Source organism: Modestobacter sp. I12A-02662 (assembly GCF_041028325.1).
Taxonomy (GTDB): Bacteria; Actinomycetota; Actinomycetes; order Mycobacteriales; family Geodermatophilaceae; genus Modestobacter.
The window spans coordinates 1-556 of record NZ_JABGDE010000045.1; the positions used below are offsets into that span (position 1 = coordinate 1).

The window sequence follows — 556 nt, forward strand, 5'->3', positions numbered from 1 at the left end:
GATCGCGGAACGATCTTCGATCTCAACACCAAAAAAGCTGTCGACGTCGATCGCAAAACCCGCTTTGACGAATCGTTTAACGTCACCGACGGGCAGTCCGATCTCGCGCAGCTCAACGCGGAATATCGTCTTAACAGCCAGTGGACTGCGAAGTTCGACTACAGCTACAGCCAGGATAAGTACAGTGATAACCAGGCGCGCGTGATGGCCTACGATTCAAAAACCGGCAACCTGACCCGCCGCGTGGATGCCACCCAGGGCTCCACCCAGCGGATGCATACGACGCGAGCGGATCTGCAGGGGAACGTGGATATCGCCGGTTTCTACAACGAGATCCTGACCGGCGTGTCGTATGAGAATTACGATCTGCTGCGCACGGATATGATGCGCTGCAAGAACGTCAAAGGTTTCAATATCTACAATCCGACGTATGGGAATCTCGACAAGTGCACCACCGTCTCAGCGTCCGACAGCGACCAGACCATCAAGCAGGAGAGCTACTCCGCCTACGCGCAGGACGCGCTGTACCTGACCGATAAATGGATCGCCGTCGCCG

The 556-nt window shown here is 56.1% G+C and carries 1 protein-coding gene; it reads left to right on the forward strand.

From position 1 onward, the window contains the following. The coding region (locus HL189_RS22525; RefSeq protein WP_369135964.1) for a TonB-dependent receptor at positions 1-556 on the forward strand (556 nt) is incomplete at both ends.